This is a genomic window from Pantoea sp. XY16 (assembly GCF_025153065.1).
Classification (GTDB): domain Bacteria; phylum Pseudomonadota; class Gammaproteobacteria; order Enterobacterales; family Enterobacteriaceae; genus Pantoea; species Pantoea alfalfae.
Window position 1 is genome coordinate 223,217 of the sequence record NZ_JANZNP010000001.1, and the last position, 22,088, is coordinate 245,304.

At 55.3% G+C, this 22,088-nt stretch carries 22 protein-coding genes; 13 read left to right on the forward strand and 9 right to left on the reverse strand.

Annotated features, from left to right (window positions below; all coding sequences use genetic code 11):
* Positions 1–12: 12 nt before the first annotated feature.
* On the reverse strand, positions 13–3,774 hold the full coding sequence (locus N1689_RS01150) for an NAD(P)-binding protein (protein WP_260057657.1): 3,762 nt from the start codon (positions 3,772–3,774) through the stop codon (positions 13–15).
* Between the two features lie 579 nt (positions 3,775–4,353).
* On the opposite strand from N1689_RS01150, the gene N1689_RS01155 reads away from it, so the two are divergent.
* Positions 4,354–5,046 carry a DUF421 domain-containing protein gene (locus tag N1689_RS01155; protein ID WP_260057658.1) on the forward strand — a complete coding sequence of 231 codons (693 nt, stop codon included), beginning with the start codon at positions 4,354–4,356 and terminating at the stop codon, positions 5,044–5,046.
* Here N1689_RS01155 and N1689_RS01160 read toward each other — a convergent pair.
* On the reverse strand, positions 5,043–5,795 hold the full coding sequence (locus tag N1689_RS01160; RefSeq protein ID WP_260057659.1) for a GNAT family N-acetyltransferase: 753 nt from the start codon (positions 5,793–5,795) through the stop codon (positions 5,043–5,045). The genes N1689_RS01155 and N1689_RS01160 overlap by 4 nt on opposite strands.
* A 188-nt stretch (positions 5,796–5,983) precedes the next feature.
* On the opposite strand from N1689_RS01160, the gene N1689_RS01165 reads away from it, so the two are divergent.
* Positions 5,984–6,190 carry a hypothetical protein gene (locus tag N1689_RS01165; protein WP_253421270.1) on the forward strand — a complete coding sequence of 69 codons (207 nt, stop codon included), beginning with the start codon at positions 5,984–5,986 and terminating at the stop codon, positions 6,188–6,190.
* A 65-nt stretch (positions 6,191–6,255) separates the two neighbouring features.
* On the opposite strand, the gene N1689_RS01170 is transcribed toward N1689_RS01165, so the two are convergent.
* Positions 6,256–7,449 (reverse strand): zinc-dependent alcohol dehydrogenase, encoded by a 1,194-nt coding sequence (locus N1689_RS01170; RefSeq protein WP_161732053.1) that lies wholly within the window; start codon positions 7,447–7,449, stop codon positions 6,256–6,258.
* 150 nt (positions 7,450–7,599) lie between these two features.
* Positions 7,600–8,190: a hypothetical protein gene (locus N1689_RS01175; protein ID WP_161732055.1), complete on the reverse strand. Its 591-nt coding sequence runs from the start codon at positions 8,188–8,190 to the stop codon at positions 7,600–7,602.
* 363 nt (positions 8,191–8,553) lie between these two features.
* Between N1689_RS01175 and N1689_RS01180 the strand changes: the two genes are divergently transcribed.
* The 4 genes from N1689_RS01180 (at position 8,554) to N1689_RS01195 (ending at position 12,812) form a co-directional block, all read left to right on the forward strand.
* Positions 8,554–9,840, forward strand: coding sequence for an HAAAP family serine/threonine permease (locus N1689_RS01180; RefSeq protein ID WP_161732057.1), 1,287 nt, complete (start codon positions 8,554–8,556; stop codon positions 9,838–9,840).
* Between the two features lie 221 nt (positions 9,841–10,061).
* Positions 10,062–11,159: an ABC transporter substrate-binding protein gene (locus tag N1689_RS01185; protein WP_260057661.1), complete on the forward strand. Its 1,098-nt coding sequence runs from the start codon at positions 10,062–10,064 to the stop codon at positions 11,157–11,159.
* A gap of 271 nt (positions 11,160–11,430) precedes the next feature.
* Complete coding sequence (locus N1689_RS01190; protein ID WP_161732061.1) at positions 11,431–11,874, forward strand: RcnB family protein; 444 nt, start codon at positions 11,431–11,433, stop codon at positions 11,872–11,874.
* Positions 11,875–11,975: 101 nt separating this feature from the next.
* Entirely contained in the window at positions 11,976–12,812 is an 837-nt protein-coding gene (locus tag N1689_RS01195; RefSeq protein WP_260057689.1) for a Cof-type HAD-IIB family hydrolase, read from the forward strand.
* Between the two features lie 79 nt (positions 12,813–12,891).
* Here the strand turns inward: N1689_RS01195 and N1689_RS01200 are convergent, their stop codons facing one another.
* Positions 12,892–14,040 carry an iron-containing alcohol dehydrogenase gene (locus tag N1689_RS01200; RefSeq protein ID WP_260057663.1) on the reverse strand — a complete coding sequence of 383 codons (1,149 nt, stop codon included), beginning with the start codon at positions 14,038–14,040 and terminating at the stop codon, positions 12,892–12,894.
* A gap of 291 nt (positions 14,041–14,331) precedes the next feature.
* On the opposite strand from N1689_RS01200, the gene gntT reads away from it, so the two are divergent.
* Positions 14,332–15,648: a gluconate transporter gene (gntT, locus tag N1689_RS01205; RefSeq protein ID WP_013357083.1), complete on the forward strand. Its 1,317-nt coding sequence runs from the start codon at positions 14,332–14,334 to the stop codon at positions 15,646–15,648.
* A 173-nt stretch (positions 15,649–15,821) separates the two neighbouring features.
* Here gntT and N1689_RS01210 read toward each other — a convergent pair whose 3' ends face one another.
* Positions 15,822–16,067, reverse strand: a complete 246-nt coding sequence (locus N1689_RS01210) for a hypothetical protein (protein ID WP_013357084.1) — start codon at positions 16,065–16,067, stop codon at positions 15,822–15,824.
* Positions 16,068–16,567: 500 nt separating this feature from the next.
* On the opposite strand from N1689_RS01210, the gene N1689_RS01215 reads away from it, so the two are divergent.
* The 6 genes from N1689_RS01215 (at position 16,568) to tatE (ending at position 19,835) form a co-directional block, all read left to right on the forward strand.
* Complete coding sequence (locus N1689_RS01215) at positions 16,568–16,780, forward strand: hypothetical protein (protein WP_161732065.1); 213 nt, start codon at positions 16,568–16,570, stop codon at positions 16,778–16,780.
* A gap of 591 nt (positions 16,781–17,371) precedes the next feature.
* Positions 17,372–17,581, forward strand: a complete 210-nt coding sequence (cspE, locus tag N1689_RS01220; RefSeq protein ID WP_006118399.1) for a transcription antiterminator/RNA stability regulator CspE — start codon at positions 17,372–17,374, stop codon at positions 17,579–17,581.
* 227 nt (positions 17,582–17,808) lie between these two features.
* Positions 17,809–18,240, forward strand: coding sequence for a GNAT family N-acetyltransferase (locus tag N1689_RS01225; RefSeq protein WP_161732067.1), 432 nt, complete (start codon positions 17,809–17,811; stop codon positions 18,238–18,240).
* Positions 18,241–18,505: 265 nt separating this feature from the next.
* A complete protein-coding gene (locus N1689_RS01230) occupies positions 18,506–18,664 on the forward strand; it encodes a hypothetical protein (protein WP_161732069.1) in 159 nt (52 codons plus the stop codon).
* A gap of 46 nt (positions 18,665–18,710) precedes the next feature.
* Positions 18,711–19,499 carry a deaminated glutathione amidase gene (locus N1689_RS01235; RefSeq protein WP_161732163.1) on the forward strand — a complete coding sequence of 263 codons (789 nt, stop codon included), beginning with the start codon at positions 18,711–18,713 and terminating at the stop codon, positions 19,497–19,499.
* 132 nt (positions 19,500–19,631) lie between these two features.
* The gene (tatE, locus tag N1689_RS01240) at positions 19,632–19,835 is read left to right on the forward strand and encodes a twin-arginine translocase subunit TatE (protein WP_003854033.1); all 204 of its coding nucleotides are present in this window, start codon (positions 19,632–19,634) and stop codon (positions 19,833–19,835) included.
* 110 nt (positions 19,836–19,945) lie between these two features.
* Here the strand turns inward: tatE and lipA are convergent, their stop codons facing one another.
* The 3 genes from lipA to ybeD form a co-directional block, all read right to left on the reverse strand.
* Complete coding sequence (gene lipA / locus N1689_RS01245; protein WP_161732071.1) at positions 19,946–20,911, reverse strand: lipoyl synthase; 966 nt, start codon at positions 20,909–20,911, stop codon at positions 19,946–19,948.
* A 169-nt stretch (positions 20,912–21,080) separates the two neighbouring features.
* Complete coding sequence (lipB, locus tag N1689_RS01250) at positions 21,081–21,740, reverse strand: lipoyl(octanoyl) transferase LipB (RefSeq protein WP_161732073.1); 660 nt, start codon at positions 21,738–21,740, stop codon at positions 21,081–21,083.
* Between the two features lie 79 nt (positions 21,741–21,819).
* On the reverse strand, positions 21,820–22,083 hold the full coding sequence (ybeD, locus tag N1689_RS01255; protein WP_013357093.1) for a DUF493 family protein YbeD: 264 nt from the start codon (positions 22,081–22,083) through the stop codon (positions 21,820–21,822).
* Between the last annotated feature and the right edge of the window lie 5 nt (positions 22,084–22,088).

The window sequence follows — 22,088 nt, forward strand, 5'->3', positions numbered from 1 at the left end:
GTCGGCGTCAGATCAGCCAAGCGTCCCTGCGCTGACATGTTGCAACTGGACATTTTCGGCCGCGCGTTTACCGGCCAGGAAGGCGTGATCCGAGTTGTAATATTCCCACTCGCTGTAACGACCCGACAGATGGATATCCTGGGTCAGCAGCCACTGACGGATCAGCGCCACGTTATCGCTGCGCGCATGGTCATAGACCACGTAGGCGTAAGGCATATCAACCTCAGATGCGCAGAGCAGCGGATCGTCCGCGGTGATCATGCCGACCCGGATGCAATCCTGACGGCAGCGCTCAATCAGCGCATCGCCCTGAAGCGGCAGCGGATTAGCCGCGTTGTAAGTGATTTCACAGGTTAAGCCGAAGCCGCCCGGCGGATTGCAGTGCGGACTGGCATTACCCTGCACAAAAATGCGATGAAACAGCGTATCGCCAGGATAGTAAATCCAGTGTTTTTCAGTCAGGTCAGCCCGGCCAATGCCCAGATTCACACAGCGCACCGACACAAACTGCAGCTGATGCGCCGCCAGCCGGACGCTCTCCGGCACTTCATCACCCATCAGCTTAATCAGCTCCGGCAGCGGCATGGTGCTGATCAACTGTTCATACCGGTAGTGGCGACCATCCGCCAGCAGGGCGACATGCGCCTGCGGGTAAATGCGGGTCAGGGTGGTGTCCGTTTCCAGCGTACATTTCAGGTGCGGTAAAAAGCCCGACATCAGTGCCTGGAAGCCACCGCGCAGCGGATAGCCGAAACGGGCATTTGGGCCGACCGGTTTCGCCAGCGGTTGCAGCGCACCATCAATGATCTGTGACAGATCGGGCAGCGGCACGCGTCCGCCCAGCCACGACGTTTCCATGTCGGTCAGCGGCACTTTCCACAGTTTCTGGTTATAGGGCAGGGCGAAGTGACGCGCGATGCCTTTACCCCAGGTGCGCATAATGAAATGCTGGAAATCCTCTTTGCCCTCCACGGCAGCGAGACTGCTACCCTCATCGGGGATCGCGCCATCTGCACAGCAATCCCGCCGCGCCCGCGCCCGATCCAGTGGCACGGCAGCCGCCGCGGTTTCGCCGTAACGCGCTTCGATAGCGCCCAGCACGCACTCTTTTACCACCCCGACCGGCAAGCCGTGCAGCGCTGACTGGAAGGGATAACGGGTATAAACACCGTCGCTGTAAACCCAGGCTTCGCGCGCCTGCCAGTGCAGATTGTCGCCCAGCAGCAGCTCATAGAGCTGCAACACGTAGGGATCCTGCGAGAACATGATGTGACCGGCATAGTCGAAGGTGAACCCCTGATCGTCAATCGATCGGCACCAGCCGCCGGGCGTGCTATTTTTCTCCAGCAGCACCGCGCCTTCGCCATAGTGATACCCGGCGCTCAGACCCGTCGGTCCGGCGCCAATAATCAGGCAGGGCACCGCATCGCTCTCCAGCATCGCTGGTGTGAGTGGCATGACATCAGCCTGCGCGCGGGCCTGACTGGCAGACTTCAGTGCGGGCTGACGCTGCGTCAGCGCCTGCTGGATCAGGCCATGTATCTGCTCTGCGGTGCGATCCCAGGAAGTAACATCCACTTTGGCCTGCATCCGTCCCGCCAGCGCCAGCCGTTCTGCGGCACCGATCGCCATTGCCTGTTCACAGGCGGCAATAAATTCCGCGTGCGTCTCTGCTACCGCCACTTCCTCAGCGTAGTGGCGCGCCACATCGACAATGGCAGTACTGACAATCGGCAGCTGCGCCGCCATATACTCCAGCACCTTGGTCGGGGAGATGTAGCGGGTCGAAGCATTAATGGCAAATGGCATCAGACAGACATCCCAGCCCGCCAGAAACTGCGGCAGAGCCTGATAGGGCTGCTGACCGAGCCAGTGAATATTGTCGCGCTGCGGCAGGCTGGCAGGATCAATTTTCACCACCGGTCCGACCATAATGATCTGCCATTCGGGATGGCTGTCTGCCAGCACGGCTATCAGCGGCAGGTCGATACGCTCATCCAGCACGCCGTAATAACCCAGACGCTGCGACGGAATGGCATCCTGTAACGGATGACGATTCGTGCGATCGCGCGCCTGTTCAAAATGAATGGCATCAACGCTGCTGGGGAAGCAGTAAACCTGAGCGTGTTTATCACGCTTCGCTTCATAGAGGCTGGAGCCGCCGGTAAAGACCAGATCGGCGCGGGTCATCAGCGCCGATTCACGCTGCTGCAGCTGGCGCGGCGCATTCTGAAAGGCCGAAAGCTCATCCATACAGTCGTAAATCACCAGTGCCGGATCAAACGGCGTCAGCAGCGGCAGTGCCATTGGCGTATAGAACCAGATCAGCGGTTGTTCGTCCTCCTCCAGCAGCGGCGTCAGCAGCAACAGCAGCGGGGCGATCTGGCTGTCGTGAAAGCCGGGCGCGTCGCTGTCGGTGTGCGGCTGGATCACCGTAATGTTGGCGGCAGGCGAACTCTGATGCAGACCTGGTGGCCCCGCCTGCCAGACCGGCTCCTCGACAAACAGCACGCGATAGTGCTGCGCCAGGCGTGTCAATAGCTGCTGCGGACGCTGAAAAACAAAGCCCCAGCGTAAATGGCTGAAAACGATAAGAACAGGTGGTTTCATGGTGTGCTCCTGGCTGGGATGTAATGGGGACTGGATGTGCTGCAAAAAGCGCTGCGCCTGGCGCAAGGCGTCAGCATAGGGCTGCTGTAACTGGCGGGCGTAAGGATCGGTGCCGAGTAGGTCAAGATCCCACAGGCCGCTGCGGGTCCAGAAGGTGGTCTCTTCCCACAAGGGACGATCAAGAATCGGATAGAGGCAGATGCCGAGCAGGTCCGCGCCCGCCAGCTGCGCCTGTGCAACCTGTGTGGCGATCTCACGGATCCAGGCGCCGCGGCCGCTGCCGACGTGGCTGGTTTCTGCGAGCAGCAGCGGCCGCTGATAGCGCTGCCAGACCTGCAGCAGCAGCTGATGCAGCGGCTGGCGTCGGCGGTCGCCCAGATGCCAGTAAAGCCGCCGGTTGGAACCCTGTTCCCACTGGTTGTCGTGGTAGTAATTCACGCCAATCAGATCGAGATAGCGGGGTGCGCCGCCCAACTCCGGATTGCGGCGACCACTGAGCATGTCCCACGCCTGATACTGGGTGTCACACATCTTACGCGCCAGACGGTCGCTGTCGGAATCGGCGGGATCGGGCGCGATATGGATCAGCGGATCGCAGTGCAGCACACGGGCGCGCGGATCGGCCTGCCAGATCGCATCACAGCCAGCCAGGGTAGCGCGCACCAGTTGCTGCTTGGCGGCATCGGCCCGGGCCGGCTCCGGGATCGCCTCACAGGCGAACAGCCCGACCGAGATGCCCCAGCTGACAAAGGAGATCTCATTCATCGGGGAGTAGATCGGTGCCTGCTGATACCAGGGCGCCAGGAAGCGGGCCAGTGCGCCACAGAAGGCAGCGAAACGGGGGACAAAGTCGTGATCAAACAGGCTGACACCCGCGGGCCAGCCGTAGTGGCAGATTGTCCAGCTCAGCTGAATACCCTGCTGCTCTGCTGCCTGAATCCGTGCAGCGACCGTGGAGAAATCATAGCGGCCGTCGCGTTCACATAGCCGCCAGCCGACGCTTTCGCGCACCGTGCGAATGGCAAAGGGCCCCAGCGCGGCATAATCCTCTGCCGCGCGCGCCTGATGCTGGTTCAGATCGTTCATCGACAGCGCAACACCAGCCGGATTAATATGATCAGCTCCTTCGTAGCCGGCCTGCCAGAAACTGGAAAAGGGCGTCATGGCATCTCCCGAAAAAAAAGCAACACGCTTCCCGCTGACGAGCCGTCGCGAAACGGGTCAGGGCGTTACAGGTATGCAAAGCAGACTGGCGATCCTTGCCATAAGTCACAGACGCTAAATTGCAGGCAACAGAGCCTGTGACGGTTTGGATGCGTGAGATAGCAGAACTAAAAGTGCGGCGCTATCGGCAGGAAAAAGAGTGGCTTCTCTGAATGTTAACGAATTTTGCGGAAGCCTTACTGGAAAGTATAGGCAGGGAGGGGTTATTCGCAACTTATTGAAGTGAAAAGAAAAAAGCGCAGCGGCAAAAGTCATCCATTCAGAAACAGGAATTTTTAACTTTTGTTTATGCTGTCGGATTGATAAGCGAGGCGTGAAGAGAGTCAACACTATTTTCAGCTTTGTTAACCTTTTCCTCAACATGCAGAGCAGACAGACTTACCTGTTTTAGCGTTACTGCTTCGCTTGCCTTTTAACGGACTGGCGACAAGATTTACTTATTGCTGGCCTGAATCTGCGGGCTATTAACGGGCGGCTGGTTAAGCGGCGCGCCGCTTAAAACAGGATGTTTAACCGACTATGTTCTCATTCGACTGGCACCGTTTCTTACTTAACGACCAACCGGCCACCTTTTTGTTTGAGGTGGTGGCGCGGGTCCTGATCGCTTATCTGGTGGTTTTTACGTTTCTGAAAGTCTCAGGACGACGCGGCGTGCGTCAGCTGTCGCTGTTCGAACTGGTGGTGATCCTGACGCTGGGTTCCGCGTCCGGTGACGTCACTTTTTATGATGATGTGCCGGTGCTACCGGTCATTATGGTGTTTGTGGTCCTGCTGACGCTCTACCGCTTCACCACCTGGCTGACGTCACACAGCCCACGCTTTTCGCGGCTGATTCAGGGCGACGTCATTACCCTGATTAAAGACGGATTGTATGTGCTGGAGAGCCTGGATCGGCTGAATATTTCTGAAGATGAGTTCTTTATGGAGTTGCGGCAGAGCGGTGTGGAACATCTGGGGCAGATCAGGCTGGCGCTGGTGGAGGTCGATGGTCAGCTCAGCCTCTATTTCTACGATGACGATGAGATGCGCGCCGGGTTAAGCGTACTGCCCCCAGAGCACCGGCAGGATTACAGCACTGTACCGATCAGCGCGCTCTATGCCTGCACCCATTGCGGCCAGACGCAGATCATTAAGGCTGAGCAGCAGGCAGTCTGCCCGCGCTGTCAGCGACAGCGCTGGTCTGCAGCACTGACCGTGCGTCGGCTGCATTAATCGCCCGTATCCGCTCCGCGCTCAGAACTTGTCGCGTTTGCATCCGCCGGGTTAACGTCGGCGAAGCAGGCGCTGAGCGGGCGCTTTTGCTGTCCCCCGGCAGCGAAATTATCCGCACTCAGCCAGGCACTCAGGGCGCGCTGAACATCCGGCCATTCACGGTCAATAATTGATAGCCAGTCGGTATCGCGATTACGCTGTTTACGCGTCATCACCTGACGAAAACGGCCCTCAAAGCGGAACCCCAGCCGTTCTGCTGCGCGTCGTGATGCGATATTGGTCGAATCACAGCGCCATGCTACCCGCCGATAGCCGCGCGAGAAAGCCTGTTGCAGCAGCAGATAAATCGCCTCGCTGCCGATGACACTGCGCTGCATCAGCGGCGACCAGGTGACGTGACCGATTTCAAGCGTGCCATGTCCCGGCTCAATGCTGGCGAAGCAGACCACCCCACAGGGCTGCTGATTTGGCGAGCAGACCGTGAAGGGCACCAGGGCCTTATCCGCCACTTTATCTGCAATCCATTGCTGCATCTGCGGCAGGGAGGCGGGCCGCTCCGCGCTCAGCCAGGTCCAGTCGCGATCATCCGGTGCCAGCATAAATGCCTGCAATAGCGGTTCTGCATGATCGATGCTCAGCGGCAGGAGAAGGCAGTACTGACCCGTGAGTGGCATACAGGGGGGCCTTGTGACCGGTTGCCAGTCGGGCAGGGCCTCACCGACCGGCTGATCAAACTGATTGATGTTCAACAACATTCTCCTCAAAGAATACGGACGGTATTCCGGAAAACTTATGATGCCGGGCTGACTGGCTATCCTGAACCGCGGTTAAACCCGTCGCAGCTTGTTCCCGCTTAACACATAACTTTGCCTGTTACTGACAGAAAATGAAAACCCTTCGGGCAGCATAGCGACACCGTTACTAAAGAGGTGTGCGTATGAAAATGAGGGCGGCCAGTGCATTACTGTTTTTACTGTTGTCATTTGGTGCATTTTCACAACAGGTGATCAGCGAAAGTCATCCTCATTCACGCAGTGCGCGACTGCTGGAACAGGGGAGTCAGGTGGATACGGCGGACTCGCCGGATGAACATCTGCTGGAGAGGCGGGAGTGGCGAAGCAGCCTGCAACGCAAGCCGTTCTGAGACGAGAGCCCCGGCGTAAAACAGCCGGGGAGCCAGGGGTTAAGCGTTACAGACCCGTTGTGAAATTATATTGTGGCCTGTGTCGCTGCCATGCCTGGCACCAGAATCACCTTGCGGCACTCCTCTTCGCGTTTGGCAAAAATATCGTAGCCGCGTGCGGCATCTTCCAGCGGCAGATGATGGGTTACAATCTCTTCCGGCGTCAGATGCCCCTGCTCAATCAGCTTCAGCAGATCCGGCAGATAAGCATGCACATGCGTCTGTCCCATTTTAAAGGTCAGCCCTTTGTCGAAGGCATCACCAAACAGGAAGCCATGAATGAATCCGGCGTAGACGCCTGGTACGCTGACGATACCGCCACGCCGCACCGCAGCAATACACTGACGCAACGCTTTACCACTGCTGCCTTCCAGCTTGAGATTGGTGAGCACGGTTTCAGTCAGGCTCCCTTTCGCCTCGAACCCGACGGCATCGATCACGGCATCCACACCGCGATTGCCGGTGCTGTGCTCGATAATCCAGCCAGCCGGGTCATCGATCTCATCGAAGTTAATCGGGATGACGCCGTAGCGATCGCGGGCAAAGTTTAAGCGGTAGTTGTTGTGGTCAATCATGTAGATCTGCTCGGCGCCCTGCTGCCGGGCGCAGGCGGCACTGAGCAGGCCAACCGGTCCGGCACCGAAAATCGCCAGGCTGGAGCCGGGTTTAACTTCGGCATTTTTGACCGCCTGCCACGCGGTGGGCAGAATGTCCGACAGGAACAGCACTTTCTCATCTGACAGTACCGACGGCACTTTAAACGGGCCGGTATTGGCTTTCGGCACCCTGACATACTCCGCCTGTCCGCCGGGCACACCGCCATAGAGCTTGCTGAAACCAAACAGCGCCGCGGGCGGCGTGATGTTCTTGCGGTTCAGAATAGCGCCCCGTCCGCTGTTGGTATTTTCACAGGCGGCATACTGGCTCATCAGGCAGAAAAAGCAGTCGCCACAGGCGATCACAAACGGAATGACTACCCGATCGCCTTTGGCGACGGCAGTCACTGCGCTGCCCGCCTCAACCACTTCGCCCATAAACTCATGACCAAAAATATCGCCATGCCCGGTGCCGGGAATTTTGCCGCGGTATAAGTGCAGGTCTGAACCGCAAATGGCGGTGGCGGTCACGCGCAGGATAATGTCATCGGCCGCTTCCAGACCCGGGTCGGGCACATTATCCACGCTGACTTTATGGGGGCCATGATACGTTAATGCTTTCATCTGTTGATCTCCTACTGACGAGGAAAGGGCAGCCAGACCAGAAGGTATGGCTACCTGCGAGGAAGACTCAGGAAATCTGAAATCGAAACCTGCCTGAAGTGTAGTAATCCTTTGAAGAGTAAGCAGAGCGGTGCTGAAGGCGGGGCGCTTTCAGACCGGCGGGCTGGGGGACGGCATCTGAGCTGTGGCGGTGTTGACGGGCAACGCATCCGGTTGCCAGCCGGTAAGATCAGCCAGTGCGCGCCGGTAAGCGGTATCGATTTGCGCCGGAACCTGTTCAATGTAGTGAAACGCGTGCTCACGTGTTTCGCCGGTAAGATTCTGCAGGTAATGTCGCGCGTCATCCAGTGTGGGGGTCAGGCCTTCGACACGCGCCATGCGGGCAGGCAGATCGGTCCAGATCAGACCTTCAATGCCTTTGGCCTGCGCCCACGTTGCCAGCGGTCCGGCTGAGCTTTCTGTCACCGTCATCATGCCGACGCCATCGACGCGGCTGTCCGGTATCCCTTCCCGAATGCGCAACGCGCGGCAGGCGCTCTCCAGAGAAGCGGTGTTCAGCCAGGCCCAGAACACCGGCACCGGGCGGGCGTTGAGACAGATCGCCGTTGATAGTTCCCCGCCGTCAGCGATGCGCACAAACTCAATTGGTACGGCAGGTCCATCATGATGCCACTGACTGGCCACCGGCAGTGCGCCAGGTTTCCAGATTAACGATCCCCATCCCAGACAGGCAATTTTCATTCTTTTCTCCTGTGTACCTGTCGGCATAATCGCGACAGCGTCAGTTAAAGCGTAGTCCGTTACGCTTAATCGTTACAGGGATCACCTTTTCAGGGGCAGTAAAACGGGCGCAAAAATGGCATGATCGCCGCGCAGTCACCTTGCACAACCTGACGGTTTTTTCAGCAATCCATGCGTGTTTATCTTCGCGGCTTGAACTTTTATCGTCAGGTAGTGTAAAAAGTGGCGCACGCAATCGATTACCTATGCGCGGGTGGATCACTTTTACGCTTCACCGATCCGTCTGCAGCTGAGGCTGAGCGGGGCATACGTTTATCTGCCTGACGGCTCAGGTTACTGGCGGCTTTTAACACGGACTATCTGATGAAAACCACGCAAACTGGCACGCTGGGCGCGCTTGAGAGTGACGTCGATACGGGATGGCGTAAAACCGACACGATGTGGATGCTGGGTTTATACGGCACCGCAATTGGAGCCGGTGTGCTGTTCCTGCCCATCAATGCCGGTGTCGGCGGGCTGATCCCACTGATCATTATGGCGGTGCTGGCCTTTCCGCTGACCTTCTTCGCGCACCGCGCCCTGACACGCTTTGTCCTTTCCGGCAAAAATCCGGCGGGTGATATTACCGAAGTGGTCGAAGAGCATTTCGGCGTCGGCGCGGGCAAGCTGATTACACTGCTCTATTTCTTCGCCATCTACCCGATTCTGCTGATGTACAGCGTAGCGATTACAAACACGGTTGAGAGCCTGATGGTGAACCAACTCGGTCTGGTGCCGCCGCCACGTGTGCTGCTGTCGCTGCTGCTGATTGTCGGCCTGATGACCATTGTGCGCTTCGGCGAGAAGATGATCGTTAAAGCGATGAGCGTGCTGGTCTATCCCTTTGTGGCGGTGCTGATGCTGATGGCCTGCTATCTTATCCCGCACTGGCATGGCGCTGCACTCTCTACCCTGAACGTTCAGCCTGCGGGCAGCAGCCTGTGGATGACGCTGTGGCTGGCGATACCGGTTATGGTCTTTTCGTTTAACCACTCACCGATCATCTCCTCCTTTGCACTGGCAAAGCGCGAAGAGTATGGCGACGCGGCTGAGAAAAAATGCTCGCGCATTCTGGCCTGCTCACACCTGATGATGGTGGTAACGGTGATGTTCTTTGTATTCAGCTGCGTGCTGAGCCTGTCGCCTGATGATCTGCACGCCGCCAAGGCGCAAAACATTACCATTCTCTCCTATCTGGCGAACCATTTTCAGGTGCCGATGATTGCCTGGCTCGGGCCGCTGATTGCCATTGTGGCGATCACCAAATCGTTCCTCGGCCACTATCTGGGAGCGCGTGAAGGGTTTAACGGTATGGTCAATAAGGCGCTGCGCAGTCGCGGTAAAACCATCGCGCCCGCCAGACTGAATCGCCTGACGTCACTCTTTATGTTGCTCACCACCTGGCTGGTGGCAACACTGGACCCGAATATTCTCGGCATGATTGAGACGCTGGGCGGGCCGGTGATTGCGATGATCCTGTTCCTGATGCCGATGTATGCGATTCAGAAAGTCCCGGCAATGCGCAGGTACAGTGGTAAAATCAGTAACCTGTTTGTGGTGCTGACAGGTTTGATTGCTATCTCCGCGATTTTCTATTCGCTGGTGAAGTAACCGATCACTCAACAGGCGCTTCTCAGCGGTATTGAGAGGCGTCTGCTGTTCGGCCCGCTACCCGTCATTTTCTCCCTGTATCGCCTTCCTGTTTTAGCCTGCCGCCACACAGCAAACCCTCTCCGTCAGACGCATCTCGTCAGCAATATTTACATTTGTTACTTTTTCACATGGTAGAGTTAACGCGAATAATTATTATTCCTTTAAAGGACAGGAGAAAAATGAAAATCGGGATTGTTGCTGCCACCACGCTGTTACTGTCAACCGCCTGCGCGGCGACCACCTATCCGGTCACGGTGACCGACATGGATGGTCAGAAAATTACGCTGCAAAAGGAGCCGCAGCATATGATTTTGCAGGATGGACGCGACGTGATGGCGCTGGCCTTACTGGATCGACAGAACCCGTTTCGACGGGTGGTCGCCTGGAATAACCTGCCGAAAAAGCAGGATACCCAGACCTGGGACCTGCTGAAGCAGCGCTGGCCGCAGGCGGCATCGATTGTGGATATGGGCTTTAACGATCAGGGGCAGGTCAATCTGGAGAGCGTGCTGGCGAAGCAACCCGATCTGATGATTGCGCAGCTGCGCGCTAAACCGGCACTGGCGCAGTCGGGCGTGCTCGCGACCCTGAAAAATCTGCATATTCCGGTGCTGTTTCTGGATGATGAGCTTCATCCTAAAGAGAACACCCTGAAGAGCGTGAAAGTGTTGGGTACCGTTCTGAATCGCGAAACCGAAGCGAAAGCCTACGCTGATTTTTATCAGCAGCGCTGGCAGATGATTCAGCAAAAGATTGCCCAGGTGCCGCACAAGCCGACGGTATTTATTGAACCGATTGCCGGTAACAGCGATAACTGCTGCTTTACCCATGGTCATAACGGCTGGGGCGCGCTGGTGGAAGCGGTCGGCGGGAAAAATATTGGCTCAGCGCTGCTGCCCGGCAGCTCAGGTTTTGTGTCGCTGGAGAAGATTATTGCCATGAAGCCGGACGTGTACATCATGACCGGCTCGAAGCGTCCGAACAGTAACGTGCTGCCGTTTGGTTACGGTGCCAGTCAGACCGACGTGACCGCCACTTTTAATCGCCTGCAGAGTCGCACCGGCCTGGAGCAGATCGAACCGGTGAAACAGAAACGGGTCTATGGCGTTTATCATCATTTCTATAATCACCCATACAACATCATCGGTATGGAAATTCTGGCAAAAGATCTCTATCCGGAACTGTTCCGCGATCTGGATCCGACGGCCGATTTCCACCACATCGTAAAACAATTCACGGGATTGCCGGATGCGCCAGTGATCCTCAGCACGCCATAACCGGGTAAAGCGTCGGGGTGCGTTTCAGCACCCTGACGTTGAACAGGTTTTAACGGGTCAGCCTGAGGCGCGATGCTCAGGCTGCGCGGTTGAAATCTGAATTGCGTCAGGAAAGTTGTAAGGATATGACCCGTGTTAAGAAAGCGCTAAGCAAGCGTAATAGTGTGTAAGTTACCGGATTTTAAGACTTTTACAGATGTCCCCCGCCAGCATTATTGCCATGATGCCGGGCAACGGTGCCTGAACAGCCGTTATTTCCGGAGGCAGTATCATGAAAAAAACAACACTCACGCTTATCGCTTCACTTTTAACCTGCAGCACGCTCTTCTCTCAGGTTTCACTGGCAGACGATCATGATGACGGACACCGCATGCCTGTGCCGCATCAGAACAGTGATAAACGTTCTGAAAATCGCGGTCCTGACCAGAAACGAGACCGCGGCAATAACCGGCATGATGAGGATAATAACCATCGTGGCAGAGAATCCCGCAATGACCGTGACCATTTCGCCTGGCAGGGCCACGATTTCCGTCGCGGCCATCCTGTCCCGCAGGAATTTCGCGGCGACCGTTACCGTGTAGCCGACTGGCATGAACGCGGTCTGCGTGAACCGCCGCGTGGTTATCACTGGGCAAACATCGACGGCAACTATGTGCTGATTGCTGCTGCAACCGGAGTGATTACCGCGCTGGTGCTGAACAGCGCTCTGAATTAATCCCCCGGGGATGGCTGCGGCCATCCCTGTTTCTTTCCGTTTTGCTGCGCCAGCGGCTATCCTGAGACTCCACGCTGAAATTTCCTGTGTAAGGAGTCATGATGACGACGGTTAAGATGGTTGCGGTAGATATGGATGGCACGTTTCTGGACGATAACAAGCAGTACAACCGATCCCGCTTTCTCGCCTGCTATCAGCAACTCACCGCCCGCGACATCAAATTTGTGGTGGCCAGCGGCAATCAGTATTACCAGCTCAAATCCTTTTTCCCGGCGATCGCCAGCGATATCGCGTTTGTGGCGGAAAATGGTGCATGGATTATTGACCGTGATGAGGAGCTGTTTTGCGGTGCCTTTGAACGCTGCGATGTTGAAGCGGTAATCGGCACCCTGCAAAACGGCAACTATCCCGGCCTGCGTTACCTGCTGTGTGGTCGTAACAGCGCGTATTACTTCGACGGCATGAAAGAGAGCTGGCTGAAGAAGATGCGCCATTACTGTCACCGGCTGAAGCCGATTCATCATCTGGATGAGGTGCAGGATGACCGGCTGTTTAAGTTCGCGCTGAATCTCTCTGACGACTACATCGAGCCATTGATGGCGGATATTGAGCGACTGCACCAGGGACGCGTGGCCGCGACGTCAAGCGGTCATGGATCGGTGGATCTGATCGTGCCGGGAAATCACAAAGCGCACGGTCTGGATCTGCTGGCAAAACGCTGGGGGATCACGCATGACCAGGTGCTGGCCTTTGGCGATGGCGGTAACGATCTGGAGATGCTGAAACAGTCCGGCTTCAGTTTTGCCATGGACAATGCGCCGCAGCGGGTGAAGCAGGCGGCACGTTATGCCGCGCCGTCTAATAATGAGCAGGGCGTGTTGCAGATCATTGAGCAGATGCTGGCAGGCGAGGGGCCTTTTGCCGCCCTGAGCCGCTGAGACTGAAGGCGCCAGAATAGCGCTGAGCTGCTGCATGACCTGCCAGCCTGGCAGGTCGAAAGGCCAGCGCGCCCCTGGATCACGCCGTGATTTGCCAGGCCTGCGCAATCATTGTCCGCATCTGTTCGCGGCTGTAATTCACCAGCGAATTTTTGCTGTTGGCACGCGCCAGAATCCACTCCACCTCAGTGCGGCTCAGCGACGGGCCATCCTGCCAGAATGGCGTGATAGCCTGCTGCTGCAGCCACTGTTTCAGAAACTGTGCCGGTGAATCTGTGGATTCGCTGAAGAGCTGCGGGTGCAGTTCCGCCATCAGCGTATGCTGCAGCGGTTGCTGGCTGTCAGACAGCAGATCCAGGAACGGAAACAGCAGGCGTCCGCACACTTCACCGTGATGGTACGGTTTAATCGCGCCCACTTCCCCGGCAATACCGTGGATCACCCCCAGACCCGCGCTGCTGAGAGTGACGCCCCCCAGCCACGATGCCATCATCATTGCTTCACGTGCCGCATCACCCGCCGCATCCTCGCGATTGAGTGCAGGCCACGCCTGAACAAACTGACGCAGACCGGTCAGCGCCAGCTGGCGGGTGAACAAGTTGCCTTTGCCGGAGAGATACGCTTCAAACAGGTGGGTAAAAGCATCGATGCCGCAGGTCGCCAGCACGTGATCAGGCGCGCCTTTCAGCAAATCCGGGTCAAGAATCGCTACCTCCGGCACAAAGGCCGGATGACGCAGTGACGCTTTGATCTGAATATCCTGCTGGTCGGTTACTACCGCATTTTGCGTGACTTCGCTGCCGGTCCCGGCAGTCGTCGGGACCGCAATCAGCGGCAGCGTGATGGGCTGAACTGCGGTATCACCCACCTTCTCCAGATAGCGAGCGGTGGGCAGCGGGTGTTGGATCATGGCGCTAAAGGCTTTCGCCGCATCCAGCACGCTGCCTCCGCCAATCGCTAATACCCGATCAACATGACCACGCCAGCGGGCAACCCAGCCATCGATCTCAGCGGGCGAAGCTTCATGGCTGACAATTTCGTAGCCGAGGATGTGATCGTTGAGTTCAGCTTTTATCCGGGCATAGGCCGCCCCCTGGAGGAAAGATTGTCCGCAAAACAGCAGGGTAGGTTGTGGCCGGGCGGCCAGCAGCGGCACCAGTTTATCCAGACTGCCGCGGCCAAAGAGGGTTCGTTGATTACTGTACAGCTCACTCAGGTTCTCACTCACCAGCGCATCCTTTTTACATTTCGCTAAAATCTGAGTGTAACGAAAAGCGCGGCGCCAGCATGGGCAAACTTTCTGATAACACGCTGGCAAAAAGTTGATCATCTTCGCAAAACAGAAATTCACCGTCGGCAGGGTGGTGCTTTCCTGCGGATGTTACCCTTAACATGTTATCGGTAACAGCGTTTGTCGGGATGTGTAAGCATCTTACAGCGCACTGTTTTGTAGCCCTCAGGGGATCATGATAATAAACCGACACTGAATACCCTTCAGTGTGCAAGGTGGAGAAAACCTATGCCATTACTCTATGTGGCGATCGGCGTCGCGTTACTGCTGCTGCTGATGATTCGCTTTAAGCTTAATGGATTTATCGCGCTGATCCTGGTGGCGCTGGCGGTCGGTGTGATGCAGGGCATGCCGGTTAATAAAGTCATTACCTCAATCAAAGCGGGTGTGGGTGGCACGCTTGGCAGCCTCGCGCTGATCATGGGCTTTGGTGCCATGCTCGGTAAGTTGCTGGCCGATTGCGGCGGCGCGCAGCGTATTGCCACCACTCTGATTGAAAAATTCGGCACTAAGCATATTCAGTGGGCGCTGGTGCTGACCGGTTTTATCGTCGGCTTCGCGCTGTTCTACGAAGTTGGCTTTGTCCTGATGCTGCCGCTGGTGTTCAGCGTGGCGGCGTCTGCGCGTGTACCGCTTCTCTATGTCGGGGTACCGATGGCGGCGGCTCTTTCAGTGACGCACGGTTTTCTTCCGCCACACCCCGGCCCGACGGCTATTGCCACGCTTTTCAATGCTGACATGGGTAAAACGCTGCTGTTCGGTACGCTGCTGGGTATCCCTACGGTGATTCTGGCAGGTCCGGTTTATGCCCGTTTCCTGAAGAATATCGACAAACCGATTCCGCAGGGGCTTTACAACCCGAAAACCTTTACCGAAGCGGAAATGCCCAGCTTTGGCGTTAGCGTCTGGACGGCCCTGGTTCCGGTGGTGCTGATGGCGCTGCGTGCCGTGGCGGAGATGCTGTTGCCTAAAGGGCACGTACTGCTGCCCTATGCGGAGTTCTTTGGTGACCCGGTAATGGCAACGCTGATTGCGGTGCTGATTGCAATCTTCACCTTTGGTCTGAATCGCGGTCGTACGATGGAACAGGTGATGGACACCCTGACCGACTCGATTAAAATCATTGCCATGATGCTGCTGATCATTGGCGGTGGCGGTGCTTTCAAACAGGTGCTGGTGGACAGCGGCGTGGATAAATATATCGCCAGCATGATGCACTCTACCCAGCTCTCACCCATCTTTATGGCCTGGTCGATTGCTGCCGTGCTGCGTATTGCCCTGGGGTCTGCCACGGTAGCGGCGATTACCGCTGGTGGCATCGTGGCACCGTTGATTGTCACAAGTGGTGCCAGCCCGGAACTGATGGTGATCGCTGTGGGGTCCGGCAGCGTGATCTTCTCACACGTTAATGACCCTGGCTTCTGGCTGTTCAAAGAGTATTTCAACCTGACGATTGGCGAAACCATTCGCTCCTGGTCGGCACTGGAGACCATTATTTCGGTCTGTGGTCTGGTAGGTTGCCTGCTGCTCTCCTGGGCGATTTAACCTCTGGCCGCTGGCAGGCCTGCCAGCGGCACTCCGCTTTTGCTTCTCTCCAGCCCGTTTGCTTGTTTATCGCGGACGGCATCGTTGGCCATTTATTCACAGCCCATAACCACGACGATAAAAAGGGCCGCAAAGCGCGGCCCACAGGTCTGTAACCGTGTAAATCTGGCCCCTTAATGAGGCGGTTCAAATCCGGCTTTGACCATCTGTTCCCGCAGCGCACGCGCAATTTCACGGTTGCCGCCGGTGACCGGATAGATAACGTTGTTTACCACATCATCAAGATAGTGCTCGTCAAACTCCTGCATAGAGAGCTGCGTGCCGCCTTCATCGTTGATGGCGAAAGAACCTTTGATGTGGTTACCGCTGTTTTTTGCCTTGAGGCTGTAGCGGCCCATGCTGGTATTAATCGTGCTCATAAGATCTCCTCGCGACTCATTTTCAATCTCATCACTACTAAGGCATGCCTTACCGCCTAAATTTTAGCCAGGAGTAGTCTGTAAAACGAAGAAAGAGGGCCGGTAAAAAGTGGTGTTGCGATCGTTATCTCAGAACATAAATAAAAGCGAAATCTGCTGAACTTATGAGCAGTTGAACCCTGAGTGAAGCAGCATGACATATTTTTCTGTCTATACTGCTTACAGGAAAAATGTTTAATCAGTGAGGGGAAAAGGAAATGAAAATTATTCTGTGGATTATCGCGATCATATTCGTCGTGGGCTTGCTGACCCTGACAGGGGTGTTCAAACTGATTTTCTGATGTCATATTTTTTAAAGCTTCAGCGACAGCGGGCACCTAATCAGGTGCCCGCGCTGTTTTCTGGCTGGCCAGCAGATAGTGCGTAATGGGATCTATCGGCGTATTGGGCAGCAGATCCTGCGACCCCAGCGGCTTTTTACAGCTTGCGCAGCAGGCACCATGAAAGTTGCGATCACCTTCTCTGTAATCAGTAAATATGAACCTGGCGCTTCCACACTGGGTACAGCGTATTTTCATCACCATCTTAGGTTTATCCTCCATTTCACTGAGCATTCACCCATGCCCGTCCCTGACATCTTAAGAAAAATTTATCTATTGCAGCGCAATATTATTCCGGCCTGCAGTGAGGAAAGTAGTGGCTTATCAGGTTAATTGTTTGTTGCCAAATGCGAATTTATCCTCTAAAAGGCAGTTCATTGATCCTGCTCAATGTTTATGGTTTTTTGTCTGACTTATCCGCGAATAGCCTGCTCTGACTGGGCTGAACAGCGCTCGGAATTAAATTTTCCCGAAAAAACCGGCTTCGGGGTGCGGAAAAAATGCGCTGTTGTGATCATTAAAAGGTCAGAATTACAGCGGTGCCCGGTAACGCCTGAAAAAACATGCGTGTTTCAGGTTTTTTACATGCCTGATAAAAGTGGAAAATAGTGCTGTTTTGCCAGCTAAAGTGTCAGGAAAAGCAGGTGCAACTCTTAATGAGATTTTTCTTTTTAACGTGAATGGCATATCTGTATGAAATAAAAAAGATATGCCTTTCCAGCGGGTTAGCGTGTGGGAACAGCCCCATCCGCGTTACCCGTTCAGGCGGGTTTCGCAAGTTGAAAAGCAGGAAAGTGTGATGGATGCACAGAAAGTCGATATTTATCACTTTTTCATCAAATCATGCTGGACAAATCCCTCCACAATTGCTGTACTAGACAGCGACACAGTTTAGTGTCCATTTTTCATGTAAAGGTAATATAGATGTCTAAGATCAAAGGTAACGTTAAGTGGTTTAATGAATCTAAAGGATTCGGTTTCATTACTCCTGAAGATGGCAGCAAAGATGTATTCGTACATTTCTCTGCAATCCAGAGCAACGGCTTCAAAACTCTGGCTGAAGGTCAGCGCGTAGAGTTTGAAATCACCGACGGTGCTAAAGGCCCATCTGCTGCTAACGTTATCAGTCTGTAAGTTAACAGTCAGAATTCTAAAAACCCGCCTTATGGCGGGTTTTTTTATGCCTGTCATCTGCACTTCATCCTCTTCATCGTACCCTCTGTATCGTCCCTGAGGCCGCACAAACTGCGCGGCGGCTCACCATAAATCCTCGTAACATATTCATAACAACCCGGCATACAGCTTTTTAGCGTGTGACGCTATATAACTGAGCGACAGAATCTGGTGAGTGAGGAGGCAGGATGAAGATACGTCAGGCGGAGTTAAAAGACAGTTTTGCGTTGAGTGCCCTGTTAAGCGAGTTAGGCTACGGCGGTACCGAAAGCTTTATTGAACAGCGCCTGGCACAGTTATGCAGCGATCCCAGTGAAGTATTGCTGGTGGCTGAACATGGCAGCCAGGTGCTGGGTTTCCTTTCCCTCCATTTTATCCCTCAGCTTGCCCTGGCCGGCGATTTCGCCCGCATCAGCTATTTCTGCATTGCAGAAGGTGAGCGCAGTAAAGGCGTCGGCCAGCAGCTGCTTCAGCACGCTGAAACGCTGGCTGCGCGTCATGGCTGCGACCGTATGGAAGTTCATTGCCATCAGTCACGTCTTAAGGCGAATCAGTTCTACGCTCGCGAAGGCTATACTGAGTCACCCTGTTATCTCATCAAAGATCTGCAAGTGGGTTAACTTCCCGACCAGAGTGACGACCCGCACGTCGGCGATATTTTTCCGCAGTGCCTTCCTGAGGCTGGCGACAGAAATGATGACTGATCGCTGCATCCTGTGCCTGTCAGCACTTTCTGCTTTCAAGGTGGCAACCGGACAGCAGAAACGGTTGCCGTGAGGGTTCGCTCTCTGGCGGACAGCAGGCCTCTGCAAACCGGTGGCACGCTGTCGAAGGTAAAGCCATACACAGGCCGCCAGCACTATTAAGCTGGGGGGGCGAGCATACATGAATAAGGACGATACGTTGCCGTGGCTGGCTAAGGATTTGCGGTGCATGACGCAGGAATGTCTGCTTTGCTGGCAGCACAATGGTTTTAGCGCCAATGAGAAGATGATGGCTCACGCCGAATACGGGCACTATCAGCAGGGGCTGATCCACCGATAACTGACGCCGGGAGTAATATTGCCGGCGCTGCAGGAGAAGAACAATGATGAAAGTGGCGTTAGGGCAATTTGCAGTGAGCCGTGAATGGCAGGAGAACGCTGATACCTGTCTGGACTTAATGCAGCGGGCGGCAGAAGGCGGCGCCGATTTGCTGGTGCTGCCGGAAGCGGTGCTGGCGCGCGATAATGCCGATCCCGATTTAGTGGTGAAGGCGGCGCAGCCACTGGATGGCCCTTTCCTCAGCCAGTTGCTGGCCGCCAGTGAACACAATGCGCTGACTACCATAATGAGCGTTCATGTTCCCACCGGGCAGCATAAAGCGCTCAACGTGCTGGTGGCTATTCGTAAGGGTAAAATCATCGCCGCCTATGAAAAGCTGCATCTGTACGATGCCTTTGCGATGCAGGAGTCACAGCGGGTCAATCCGGGCCACATCATTCCGCCGCTGATTGACGTCGCGGGAATGACAGTCGGATTGATGACCTGCTATGACGTGCGCTTCCCGGAACTGGCGCGTCGGCTGGCGCTGGATGGTGCGCAAGTGCTGGTGCTCCCTGCTGCATGGGTAAAAGGTCCGCTTAAAGAGATGCACTGGGAGCTGTTGACCCGTGCCCGTGCGCTGGAGAACACCTGTTATATGGTGGCGGTAGGTGAGTGTGGTCCACGCAATATTGGTAATAGTCTGGTCGTCGATCCACTGGGCGTGGCGGTGGCAAATGCGGCTGAGTCTCCGGCACTGCTGTTTGCCGATCTTGATCCTGAGCGTATTGCCTATGCCCGCCGGGTATTACCGGTTCTTGAAAACCGGCGTTTTGAACGGCCTGAGCTGAAGTGATTGCCTGAACCGGGAAACACCACATATTCGCTACAGCAAAGATCTTACTCTGTTACAGATTCCAGTTGTCGTCACAGGCAAACTGCGCGTAAATAACAGTCACCGTGATTCAATAAAGTCGAAAGGTTAAATATGGAAGGTATCAGTATTGCCAAGCTGCTGATTATCGGTGCGCTTATCGTACTGCTTTTTGGTACCAACAAGTTGCGCTCACTGGGCGGCGATCTGGGCTCTGCAATCAAAGGCTTCAAAAAAGCCATGAAAGATGAAGATACCAGCGCAACCCGAACGACGGCAGAAGACGTGCCAGCAGAACGCGTCGTTCATAAAGATTAATCGGTTATTTGCTGCAAATAACTGTTACTTTTTATTTCAGGCACACCTAAAAAAACCAGGCTGTTTCCAGTCTGGTTTTTTGTTTTCACTCTTCTGACCGCAAAGGCTACTTATTTCACTTCTTCGCCTTTAGCCTGCATATCCGCATGATAGGAGGAGCGGACAAACGGACCGCACGCGGCATGGGTAAAGCCCATCGCCATCGCTTCTGCTTTCATCTCATCGAATTCGGCCGGGCTGACGTAGCGCTGAACCGGCAGGTGATGGCGGCTCGGCTGCAGATACTGTCCCAGCGTCAGCATGGTGACGCCGTGGCGACGCAGATCGCGCATTACCTCAACGATTTCGGCATTGGTTTCACCCAGGCCCACCATCAGACCCGATTTGGTCGGAACATCAGGATGAGCTTCTTTAAAACGCTCCAGCAGCTTCAGTGACCACTCGTAGTTCGCGCCTGGACGCACCTGACGGTAGACGCGCGGTACGTTTTCCAGGTTGTGGTTAAACACATCTGGTGGCGTCGCGGTGAGAATCTCCAGCGCACGATCCATACGGCCACGGAAGTCCGGCACCAGCGTTTCAATTTTAATGGTAGGATTTTTTTCACGAATCGCGCTGATGCAGTCGGCAAAGTGCTGAGCGCCGCCATCACGCAAATCATCGCGGTCCACCGAGGTGATCACCACGTAGCGCAGGCCCATATCGGCAATCGTCTGTGCCAGTTTTGCGGGTTCGTTGGCATCAGGCGCATTAGGACGGCCATGAGCCACATCGCAGAACGGACAACGACGGGTGCAGATTGCGCCAAGAATCATAAAGGTGGCGGTGCCGTGGTTAAAGCATTCGGCCAGGTTAGGGCAGGACGCCTCTTCACAGACCGAGTGCAGGCCGTTTTTGCGCATCGCGGCTTTGATGCCCTGAATACGACTGGAGTCGGCTGGCAGCTTGATTTTCATCCATTCCGGCTTACGCAACATCTCCTGCCGTTCAACAGCCACGGTTTTTACCGGGATCAGCGCCATTTTGTCTGCGTCACGATATTTGACGCCGCGTTCCATCTGAATTGGTTTACTCATAAATCAGCAGGTTCCGGTCGGATTGCGATTTGAAAGCGTTCCCACTCAAACCGGGAAGGGGGCTTTCAACTTTATTTGAAAAAAGTGCAAAAATTATATCATCACATCGCCTGCGAAGCAGCCATAGTCAGCGCGGATACGTTACATATTTGTAAATTCGCATTCTGCGTTAAGGCTTAACAGGGAGTTCGCCTGCGATCCATTCAACATTTTCATAACCTGCCAGCCGCGCAAACGCACTGACCAGTGGGGAACGCACCTGCTCTGTGGTCACGTCGGGCTGAAAATGTTTCAGCTGCGTCATGCTCATCCCGGCGTAACCACAGGGGTTGATGCGCAGAAAAGGAGATAAATCCATGGCAACATTCAGCGCCAGGCCGTGAAACGAGCAGCCTTTGCGAATGCGTAATCCCAGCGAGCAGATCTTCTCTTCACCGACATAAACGCCGGGTGCATCTGCGCGGGCGCGGGCGCTGACGCCGAACTCTGCCAGAGTGGCGATCACCGTCTCTTCCAGAATAGTCACCAGCTGGCGCACGCCGAGCTTACGGCGTTTTACATCAATCAGGACATACATGACCTGTTGTCCCGGCCCGTGATAGGTGACCTGACCGCCACGATCGCTCTGCACCACGGGAATATCGCCTGGCATCAGAAGATGTTCTGCTTTTCCCGCCTGACCCTGAGTAAAGACCGGAGGATGTTCGACCAGCCAGATTTCATCACGACTCTGGTCGTCGCGCTGGTCAGTATACTGGTGCATGGCGTCGGAGACAGGTTGCCAGTCACGCAGACCGGACTGACGGACAAAGAGGGTTTCAACTGACAAAGCGATAGCCCGCTAAAGGAAAAACGCTGAGGATAACGTCGGCAAACCGTCAGGCAGAGGCGCCTTGCCGACCCGTAAATTACAGTACCATCCGCACAATTTCGATCTGGCCCAGCTCTTCGTACAGGCGTTCGACCTGCTCGATGTGAGTGGCGTTGATAGTGATGTTTACGGAGTGATAGTTGCCTTTGCTGCTCGGCTTAACTTCAGGGCTGTAATCGCCGGGCGCATGACGTTGCACCACTTCAACCACTTGATCAACCAGCTCCGGTTGCGCCAGACCCATTACTTTGTAGGTAAACGGGGTAGGAAATTCGAGCAGCTCATTCAGTTTGGTTTTCATATTAA